Origin of the sequence: Coleofasciculus sp. E2-BRE-01, from assembly GCF_040221695.1 — a bacterium.
Classification (GTDB): Bacteria; Cyanobacteriota; Cyanobacteriia; order Cyanobacteriales; family Coleofasciculaceae; genus Coleofasciculus.
In genome coordinates, this window is sequence record NZ_JAVKEA010000157.1 from 40,399 (window position 1) to 49,844 (window position 9,446).

Below are 9,446 nucleotides of genomic sequence, written 5' to 3' on the forward strand. Positions count from 1 at the left end.
AACCGCGATAATCTCTATGATGAATAATTGGCATGAAAACGGAAAATCGGTAAGTCCCTTATGACTTTATTTGGTATCGAAAATTTACACATCGCTTATCCGAGTAATCCTGATTATTGGGCAGTGGATGATGTCTCATTTACCCTGAATCCCGGAGAACGATTGGGATTGGTGGGAGAGTCGGGGTGTGGCAAATCTACTCTGGGACGCGCCGCGATGCGGTTATTACCAACAGCAACAAAAATTGAAGGACAAATTAAGTTTAAAGGGCAGTCTGTTTTTGAGTTAAACCCTACTCAACTGCGCCAGTTTCGCGGGGAAGTGGTGGCGCTGGTATTTCAAGATCCAATGACACGGCTTGATCCGTTGATGACGATTGGGGATCATTGTCTGGAAACCCTACAAGCGCATCAACCTCAGTTATCGCGTTCTGAGTGTAAGCAAAAGGCAATTGAAACCCTAGAAGCGGTGAAGATTCCGGCTAACCGTTGGTCTCAGTATCCCCATGAATTTAGTGGCGGAATGCGGCAACGAGTCGCGATCGCACTCGCCCTCTTACTCAATCCTAAGATGATTGTCGCGGATGAGCCAACCACGAGTCTAGATGTCACCGTCTCCGCCCAGATATTACAGGAATTGACGCGACTTTGCCAAGAACGGGAGATGGCGCTGTTGTTAATTTCCCACGACTTAGCCATGGTAGGGGAATACTGCGATCGCGTGGCGGTGATGTATGGGGGCAAACTGGTAGAAATGGGGGCAGTTGGGGACATTCTGCACCACCCTGAACATGAATATACGCGATCGCTCCTGCAAGCGGCGCTGCTTATGCAAACGGTGAATGATGGGGAACAGGGAACGCACAGAGACGGGGTTGTAGGGGCGGGTTTTACCGATAACGATAGCCAAAAAACCGATAACCTAACTAAACCCGCCCTGATGGAGAAACAGGGGGAGAACAATCAACAGACACCCATTCTCCGAGTGCAACAGTTAAAGCAGTATTTCACCTTAGAACAAAATTTTATTGCCCAATTCTTGTCCCGCGAACCTCAACTGATCAAAGCCGTGGATGAGGTTAGCTTTGATCTGTATCCGGGTCAAGTTTTGGGATTGGTGGGAGAATCAGGATGTGGAAAAAGTACACTATCCCGCACCATTTTGCAACTGATTTCACCGACCTCTGGGATTGTCGAATTTCAAGGTATTAATTTAACCCAACTGAACCGGAAATCCTTACGGGATATGCGGCGACATATTCAAATGATTTTTCAAGATCCGTTGGCTTGTTTGAATCCCTTAATGACAGTGGGTGATAGTATTGCTGATCCTCTATTTATCCACCACCTAGCGACAGCAACAGAAGCCAAACATCAGGTGATGGAAATGCTGGAACGGGTGGGATTAACACCTCCAGACGACTACTACCACCGCTATCCCAGAGACTTATCTGGAGGACAGCAGCAACGAGTCGCGATCGCGCGGGCGTTGATTACTCGTCCCCGTTTGATTATCTGTGATGAACCCGTGAGTATGTTGGATGCGAGTGTGCAGACGCAGGTACTGGAATTAATGCGATCGCTAAAACAGGAGTTTGAGTTAACCTATTTGTTTATTACCCATGATCTCTGGGTAGCCCGGTTTTTCTGTGACGCGATCGCGGTGATGAATCGGGGTCAGATTGTGGAAATGGCTGAAACGGAAACGTTGTTTACGAATCCCCAACATCCTTATACCCAAACCCTATTACAAGCCGCGCCGTTACTGGCAAAACAGTAACATTGAGTAAGGTTAACCCAGAGGAAGAGAAAATGGACAAAGACGCTAAGCCGTTAGAAGACTACAACTTCTTTGACCCTCAGGTCATCGAATGTCCCTATTCATTCTACAAATTGGCGCGGCAGCAAGCACCCGTGATGGAACTGCCAGCACCAATCGCCGGCGCCAAACTTTTTCTAGTCACTCGCTACGACTTGGTAATGCAAATCCTACAAAATGTAGAGGTGTTCTCCAGTAATTTTTCGGCTCTACAGGGAGGAAAAGCCCAACAGGATGCGCAACTTCAGGAGATCTACGCCCAAGGCTGGCCCCAAGTGAACACCTTGCTCACGGCTGATCCACCGGAACATGAGCGGTTTCGGGCGCTAGTGAACAAGGCGTTTACGGCTTCCCGTGTCAACAAGATACAGGATTATATCGAACAGGTTGTCGATGAATTGATTGATCAGTTTATCGATCAGGGTGAATGTGAATTCATCAGTTCCTTTGCTTCTCCCTTACCGATAAAAGTAATTGCCACTCAGTTAGGCGTACCTCAAGCGGATCTGCCCAAGTTCAAAAAATGGTCGGATGCATTCATTATCCGCATGAGTCAGATGAGTTCCAAAGAGCAGGAAATAGAATGCGCCAAGGACATTGTCGCATTTCAGCATTATTTTTATGATCGGATTGAGGAACGCCGTAAACAGCCGCAGGATGATATTATCAGCGATCTGGTTCAAGCCAAGGTAGCCGGAGAGCGATCGCTGGATATGGCTGAGTTGCTCAACATCATCCAACAGTTGCTCGTGGCGGGGAATGAAACCATTACCAATGCCTTGGCAGGTGGTATGCTTTTACTCATCCAGAACCCTGAGCAGATGCAGGCGGTGCAAGCAGAACCTTCCCAGGTGGATAACCTGGTTGAGGAAATCCTACGGATGGAAAGTCCCACAGCCGGAATGTGGCGAGTTGTGCAGCAGGATACTGAACTCGAGGGAGCCTTCCTACCTGCAGGTTCCTTCGTCATGGTGCGCTTCGACTCAGCCAACCGTGATCCCGTGAAATTTCCCGATGGCGAGAGTTTCAGCATAAGCCGTCAAAATGCCAGCAGTCATTTATCATTTGGTCATGGCATTCATTTTTGTCTGGGTGCGATGCTGGCTCGTAAGGAAATGCAAATTGCCTATAAGCGGTTATTGCGGCGGCTGAAGCATATCCGTTTAGCTCCTCTTAAAAATGATCTCAAGCACCAGCCAAACATACTTTTACGAGGACTCAAGCACCTTTACATTCAGTTCAATGGGGACTCAAAGTGACAGAAGAGTCACGGCGATACTACCGCTAAAACAAATATCAACATCTGTACCCGGGGCGCGATCGCGTTTGGCATATTCTCCTTTATAGTAATAATGGTCTCCCTCTACCACATAGTTAACGGGTAAGGGCTGAATACTCGGTTTACAGAAGACGATATCGGGTTCTGGAGAACCGGGTTCTAGGTGTGGTAAATTGACATTCCAAAACATACCGGGAGGAGTGGGACGTTGAAATAACTCCCCTAACACCCTGGTTGTCCAACGACTAGCCACTTGCCAATCAATCACCAAAGGGCGTTTAATCCAGTGGGAAATCGCAATCCCTGGAATTCCCAGAATTGCCGCTTCCCGCACCGCCGCTACTGTCCCGGAAATATGGATATCAACCCCTAGATTACCGCCTGCATTAATCCCAGAGAGTACCCATTGCGGGTTTTGCACCAGTTGATTCAGGGCGAGACGGGTACAATCGGCGGGTGTACCTGCGACTGCGTAGGCAAATTCTGAGCGCTGTTGAACATGGATGGGTTGATGCGTGGTAACTTGATGACTACAACCGGATAAATGGGTTTGAGGCGCAACGATAACGCTCTTACCCTTAACCGCTTGCTGGAGTGCTTGAATTCCTGGAGCATCTATTCCATCATCATTGGTGAGAATTAAAGTCATCTTATGGGTGCAACTGATAACACCAATGTTCTAGCATAGCGGTAAATTGTTAATTGTTGATTGTTGATTGCTGACAAAACTGTGGCGGGTATATCCCTATCGTTGAGAAAAAATAAATTAATAATCTGTAGGGTGGGTTAGGCGGGTATTTCCTTAAGCCAATAACCTTTTAATCCCGTATCCGCCGTAACCTACCAATAAATATATTGAGAGTCATTTTATATTTTTGCTATGTTAAAATTCCATGAGTTAATTATTTAATTATAGATTAAAGTTTGCCAAAAATGATACCATCATCAAAGTCGCTAAATTTCGATGTAGACCCTAAATTAGACTTTATTGTGCCAGATATACCTGGACTAAACTTAATCCCCGATTATATCAATACTCAGGAGCAAAATCAATTACTGGAGATTATCGACCAACAGGAATGGTCAACCCAATTAAAACGCCGAGTGCAACATTATGGGTATCGCTATGAGTATAAAAAACGGACATTAGCCTCCGCCAGCTACTTAGGAGAATTGCCAAATTGGGCAAACCAACTGGGACAACGACTGGTTCGCGATCGCGTCACCCCAATTTCCCCCGATCAACTGATTGTTAATGAATACTTACCCGGTCAAGGCATTACCAATCATGTTGACTGTGTTCCCTGTTTTGGCAATACAATTATCTCCCTAAGTTTAGGGGGTCGTTGTGTGATGAACTTGACCCACGCACCAACGAAAACCCAGATTCCTGTTCTGCTATTACCGGGGAGTTTACTTATTTTGCAAGGGGTTGCTCGCTATCAGTGGCAACATAGCATTCCTGCTCGCAAAACGGATCAGTATCAGGGAAAAAAGTTAGTTAGAAGTCGGAGAGTTTCGCTCACATTTCGAGAGGTTTTATTTCCCTATAAGTGATTGTGACAATGCACCCATTTAAAAGTTTTACCAAGCTTGAGTTGAGCGCGATCGCCGAACGTTTTTAGCGCTTGTAGTTTTCAGTTCGAGTTGGATAGTTGCCGTTTGTAATAATCCCAACTCCTCAGCAAGACGTTCTAATAACTCCCGCCAACGTTTTGAGACAGCACTTTGACTTTTTAAGCCCAAATCAGCAATTAGTTCTACTTGAGTTTTACCTTGTACTTTACCCTGCCATAGTTTCTGATACCCTCGATTAGGATAACGTTGATCGAGTGCTGAAATAGCGGCGATGGCTCGGTTGATTAAATCAGTACGCTCCACAGCATCTAACACGTCAAATTCATCCTGGATGGTTTCCAATAACGATAAATTTGTGCCGGGAATCCTTTGGTCTAAACTTGTACAGTGTCTTTGTTTGTCTTGACGCATCAGATCAATAATTGCCAAGCGAGCTACTTTTCTTGACCAGCGGTAAAATTGATTGATTTCTCCGGTACGGAACTTGCCAGCCATTACAGCTTGAAATAATTTAATATGGGCAGTTTGGGCGGCATCTTCCCAGTCAATCGCCGTTCCTCTGGTATTTTTTCGGGCAATTTTCTCGATCATCTGGCGATAGTCTGGATGATTTAAAAGTTGGGCAAAAAACTGAGCTGTTTGGTAAGATGCGTAATTGTTGGGCTTAGGTTGAGTAACCCTAACTGAAAAAACATAGGTCATATAAAACTAGGTTGAAGTAGAATCCTGTTAGGTTGTGATAGTTTTAGTTTAATCAGCAAAACCACAAGTTAATTTATAATAATTGAGGATTAAGATGAAATCGATCCCATTAAAAGTTGGGTAAAATTCAGAAAAATTCAGTTAGGTATAGCAAAGGACTCCAAGGTTTAAGGTAAGTAGTCGGACAAAAGAAAACGGTACGATCCGACAAGTTTTGTAAATCGTCCTAAAACCCTTACTGTTCCCTGTTCCCTAATCTCAACCGTTAACTTTAATTGTGTCACTTACACGAAACCGATGTGAGGATTCTGGAGAAACTGTAACAAAAGCTACCAAACTATCTTTTTGAGGACGACTTTTAACTTCTAAGGTAGCGGTACCAGGGACTCTATCCCGATAGCGCTGATGAAAGCTGTATCACTATATAAGACTGAAACATAATCGAACCGGGTTCTCTATCCATAATCTCAGCCCTGACTATCATGTACAGCTATTAGTCATGGGTCGTTGACACAAGGGGTTTTACAGGAAAGAGTGTTATGAATTATCAAGACAAGTTGAGTCCGTGGAAAATTGTCCGCTTGCAGTCGAATTTGCAAAATGTCATTGTGGGTCGCTTCCGTCGTCGTGGCGATGCTGAAGGTCATTTGCATATTCTGAAGCGAATGATGCCTGACTTACAATTCATGATTATGTTTGATGTGGGTCACGCAGAGGAGTCTATTCCTTCCGTTTCTACGACTGAAGCAGAAAATTAATCGTGTAGAGACGTTGCATGCAACGTCTCTACGTTAACGTTATCGGTAAAACCCGCCCCTACAATTGATTAGGCGTTCCGCCGGAACGTCTCTACTGCTATGACTAGACCGACGCCTTACGACAAGCGGCTAGGTTCAGGTTGAGCCGAATTTAAGCGCAAACGTTTTACCGCTTGCTGAACAAATCCCTGTAAAAATGCCGTTCGTTGATTTTGTTGGAAAACCGTTTGCAATTTCTCTTTCAAGCGATCAAGATTTAAGGGTTGATCGGTTGCTGTAGGTTCGCTAATCTCCTGGTCTTGGAAATATTCGATTAAACTCAACCCCGCTAATCGAGTAAGATAAGCCGCACTAACGCCTTGAACCGCACCGCCAGCGATATAGGTAAACGCATTGCTTTTGAGAATACCGCCAATGGTTTGGGTGCAGAGTTCAACCAGACCGAGTTTAACCATTAAGCTACCCAAGGTTTTGGCAGCAGATTGGGCTTGGGATAGGGAAAATTTTTGTTGATAAATTCCGGCTAATTCAATCACTAATTGGCTACTAATTGCAGCCGTGGCGAGTAAATCTAAAGCGGGAACCGGATTCGCAAACGCGGTGGCGGCGGTAATCCATTGATACTGTTCAATCAGGGGTAAAGCGCGATCGCGTCTGGCTTGATTTAAGGCGGTTTTGGCTTCAGCTTTGAGGCTAATCGCGGATCGGAGAGTGGTTCCCCAGATTAACTGTTGGGCGTCTTCAGTTAAGATGGGCTGCAATCGTTGCGTCAAAGCAGTGACATCAGGTGTTTGCGCCTCTAACCATTCTTTGACTGATCCATCCGACTGATGCTGGCGCACTTTTACAGGAGTGGGGGAAGCCGCGATCGCAATGATATCTTCTGGGGGGAAAAGTTGGGCGAGTCGGTGTCGCAGTTGTTGCAACACTAGCACTCGTTCTGGGGGTAAATACTGGTCTTGTTTATTAAAGATAAGCAGAAGTCGCTGATTCAGGGTTTTCAGATGCTGCAAAAGCTGAAACTCGGAATCGGTTAAATCACTGGTAATCACGAACAGGATTAAATCCGAGTTCGGGATCATCTCCTGAGTGCGATCGCCTGGGAATAAGGCGGTAGTTTCGTTTACGCTAACCGTGGGGAATTGTTCGGATAACCCGTTCGAGTTTAAGACGTGTACTAAACAGGATTTTCCGACGCCTTTACCGCCAGTGACAAGCAGTTGCAATTCTTGTCGATCCAATTGGCTGGTTAATTGGTTAACCTGCTGTCGTAATGATGTGCTACTGTCAGGATTCTCAACCTCTATTTCTAGGCGGGAGATAGCGACTTCAGCTTGAGCGATCGCCTCCTCTACCGTAGCTCGATCTAGAGGCGAGGATATCACAGATAACTCCGCCGAACTTGACCCTCGCTTCTGAAACAACCATACCCCACTACCGAGTGCGATCGCGCCCAGGAGTCCAACCTCTCCCCACTCCGCCACTGACTGATGCACAGTCTCTAGCAGCCATAATCCAAAGGATAAAGCAATACCGCCCACTAAAATAGGTCGCCGTAACTGAACCGCCATATCTTTTTTCTAACCTTACTTTCACTACGATAACGTTTTCGGGGGATTTACAGAATCCCTACAGGCGTATTTTAGAGTTGAGATTGAGCAAGATGTATTGGTGTCGGAGAGACATTGCAGGCAAAGCCTCTATCGTTCCTGAGCTTTAATTTCTCTGAACAAAGAAAAATATTAACTCCAAGAATCCCCATTCCTCTCCATCAACGGCGGACTCTAAATCCAAATATTCCGCCCAAAATTTATCTATTTAGGAAGAGTACAGTCTAAGCGCTTGATAGCTAAAATAAAAAGTAGAATTCTTGTCGTGCTTTATCCGTCTGCCTATGTTGATCAATGAACGAAATTACGAGTGGGATTCCCTCCCTCACTCTCAAGAATATTCTAGCCCAACTTTAACGATTCAAAGTCCCTTACCATCCAATCATAAAACTCTTAAAGACAAAGCTAATTCAAAAGTTGAAAAAGCAGATAGTCTAGCCGAAGAAGGAGACTATGAAAGTGCAATCAATTATTATGATGAAGCGATAACCATTAAAACCGATTGCACCTCTGCTTGGTATCATCAGGGGGTGGCGTTGCAGCATTTAGACCGTGATGAAGAAGCATTAGCCAGTTTTGATAAAGCGTTAAAATTTAATTCAGATAATCCCAAAATCTGGAACTACCGGGGAATTACGCTCAAGAATTTAAACCGTTATGACCAAGCGATCGCCTCCTACGATAAAGCGTTAAAATTTAATTCAGATGATGTCAAAGTATGGTACAACCGGGGCGTAGCGCTGCGGAAGTTAAAGCAGTACGAGGAAGCGATTGACTCATTCAATCACGCCTTAGCGCTTAATCCTAACTATGCGAAAGCCTGGATTGATCGGGGGAACACATTACGGAAATTAAATCGCCTACAGGAGGCGATCGCATCTTATGATCACGCCTTGGCAATTCAACCGGATGATGATAGAACCTGCTGTAATCGCGGTTTTCTGTTGTATCAGTTACATCGTTATCAAGAAGCGCTGGCATCCTTCGATCAAGCGATCAAGGTGAATCCCAACTCTGATAAAGCTTGGCATAATCGGGCGATGGTTTTAAATCACCTCGAACGTTATGAAGAGGCGCTTGAGAGTTGCGATCGCGCTTTGGAGATTAATCCCGATTATGAATTAGCTTGGAACACTAAAGCTGTTGTACTTTTAAATTTAAACCGCTACGAATCGATGATTGAGTGTTATGACCACTCATTACAGATTCACCCCCAAAATTATTATACTTGGTATTTGCGCGGCAAAACCTTATTTAGGTTAGGGCGCTATGAAGACGCGATTGACAGTTATGATCAAGCCTTAGAACGTAAACAAGATTATCACTACTGGACAGAACGGGGAAATGCGCTTCAGGAATTATACCGATATCAGGAAGCTATTACCGCTTACAATCAGGCGTTAAACTTGAACCCCAATGATGATGAACTGTGGATGCTACAAAACCTGGCGACTAATCGTAGGCGTTGGCAAAAATGGCATCAAAAGCTGGTACAATTGTGGCAGAGAATTAAAGCCTTGTTTTAGCAGGGTAAAAGGAATAATGCCTGTTTAAGCTGACCTGATATGACAAATGACAAATGACAAATGACAAATGACAAATGACAAATGACAAATGACAAATGACAAATGACAAATGACAAATGACAAATGACAAATGACAAATGACAAATGACAAATGACAAATGACAAATGACAAATG

The 9,446-nt window shown here is 44.8% G+C and carries 8 protein-coding genes; 5 read left to right on the plus strand and 3 right to left on the minus strand.

What is annotated here, in order from left to right; all coding sequences use genetic code 11:
• Positions 1-60 precede the first annotated feature (60 nt).
• Both RIG66_RS19490 and RIG66_RS19495 read left to right on the plus strand, forming a co-directional pair.
• On the plus strand, positions 61-1,779 hold the full coding sequence (locus tag RIG66_RS19490) for a dipeptide ABC transporter ATP-binding protein (protein ID WP_446380398.1): 1,719 nt from the start codon (positions 61-63) through the stop codon (positions 1,777-1,779).
• Between the two features lie 32 nt (positions 1,780-1,811).
• Positions 1,812-3,077 (plus strand): cytochrome P450, encoded by a 1,266-nt coding sequence (locus tag RIG66_RS19495; RefSeq protein WP_446380399.1) that lies wholly within the window; start codon positions 1,812-1,814, stop codon positions 3,075-3,077.
• Here the strand turns inward: RIG66_RS19495 and surE are convergent.
• Positions 3,069-3,746 carry a 5'/3'-nucleotidase SurE gene (gene surE, locus RIG66_RS19500; RefSeq protein ID WP_446380400.1) on the minus strand — a complete coding sequence of 226 codons (678 nt, stop codon included), beginning with the start codon at positions 3,744-3,746 and terminating at the stop codon, positions 3,069-3,071. The two genes, RIG66_RS19495 and surE, sit on opposite strands and share 9 nt — an antisense overlap.
• A 284-nt stretch (positions 3,747-4,030) precedes the next feature.
• Between surE and RIG66_RS19505 the strand changes: the two genes are divergently transcribed.
• The gene (locus RIG66_RS19505) at positions 4,031-4,654 is read left to right on the plus strand and encodes an alpha-ketoglutarate-dependent dioxygenase AlkB (RefSeq protein WP_446380401.1); all 624 of its coding nucleotides are present in this window, start codon (positions 4,031-4,033) and stop codon (positions 4,652-4,654) included.
• 27 nt (positions 4,655-4,681) lie between these two features.
• Here RIG66_RS19505 and RIG66_RS19510 read toward each other — a convergent pair whose 3' ends face one another.
• Complete coding sequence (locus RIG66_RS19510) at positions 4,682-5,377, minus strand: sigma-70 family RNA polymerase sigma factor (protein WP_446380402.1); 696 nt, start codon at positions 5,375-5,377, stop codon at positions 4,682-4,684.
• A 539-nt stretch (positions 5,378-5,916) separates the two neighbouring features.
• Between RIG66_RS19510 and RIG66_RS19515 the strand changes: the two genes are divergently transcribed.
• Positions 5,917-6,135, plus strand: coding sequence for a hypothetical protein (locus RIG66_RS19515; RefSeq protein WP_446380403.1), 219 nt, complete (start codon positions 5,917-5,919; stop codon positions 6,133-6,135).
• 116 nt (positions 6,136-6,251) lie between these two features.
• Here the strand turns inward: RIG66_RS19515 and RIG66_RS19520 are convergent, their stop codons facing one another.
• Positions 6,252-7,706: a YcjF family protein gene (locus RIG66_RS19520; protein ID WP_446380404.1), complete on the minus strand. Its 1,455-nt coding sequence runs from the start codon at positions 7,704-7,706 to the stop codon at positions 6,252-6,254.
• Positions 7,707-8,029: 323 nt separating this feature from the next.
• Here RIG66_RS19520 and RIG66_RS19525 point away from each other — a divergent pair, with 323 nt between their 5' ends.
• Complete coding sequence (locus tag RIG66_RS19525; protein ID WP_446380405.1) at positions 8,030-9,271, plus strand: tetratricopeptide repeat protein; 1,242 nt, start codon at positions 8,030-8,032, stop codon at positions 9,269-9,271.
• Positions 9,272-9,446 lie beyond the last annotated feature (175 nt).

What these genes read in the sequence shown, in the direction of transcription:
- surE (WP_446380400.1), bottom strand. Translation starts at nt 3,746, where the DNA reads ATGACTTTAATTCTCACCAATGATGATGGAATAGATGCTCCAGGAATT.
- RIG66_RS19490 (WP_446380398.1), top strand. Translation starts at nt 61, where the DNA reads ATGACTTTATTTGGTATCGAAAATTTACACATCGCTTATCCGAGTAAT.
- RIG66_RS19515 (WP_446380403.1), top strand. Translation starts at nt 5,917, where the DNA reads ATGAATTATCAAGACAAGTTGAGTCCGTGGAAAATTGTCCGCTTGCAG.
- RIG66_RS19510 (WP_446380402.1), bottom strand. Translation starts at nt 5,377, where the DNA reads ATGACCTATGTTTTTTCAGTTAGGGTTACTCAACCTAAGCCCAACAAT.
- RIG66_RS19520 (WP_446380404.1), bottom strand. Translation starts at nt 7,706, where the DNA reads ATGGCGGTTCAGTTACGGCGACCTATTTTAGTGGGCGGTATTGCTTTA.
- RIG66_RS19495 (WP_446380399.1), top strand. Translation starts at nt 1,812, where the DNA reads ATGGACAAAGACGCTAAGCCGTTAGAAGACTACAACTTCTTTGACCCT.
- RIG66_RS19525 (WP_446380405.1), top strand. Translation starts at nt 8,030, where the DNA reads ATGTTGATCAATGAACGAAATTACGAGTGGGATTCCCTCCCTCACTCT.
- RIG66_RS19505 (WP_446380401.1), top strand. Translation starts at nt 4,031, where the DNA reads ATGATACCATCATCAAAGTCGCTAAATTTCGATGTAGACCCTAAATTA.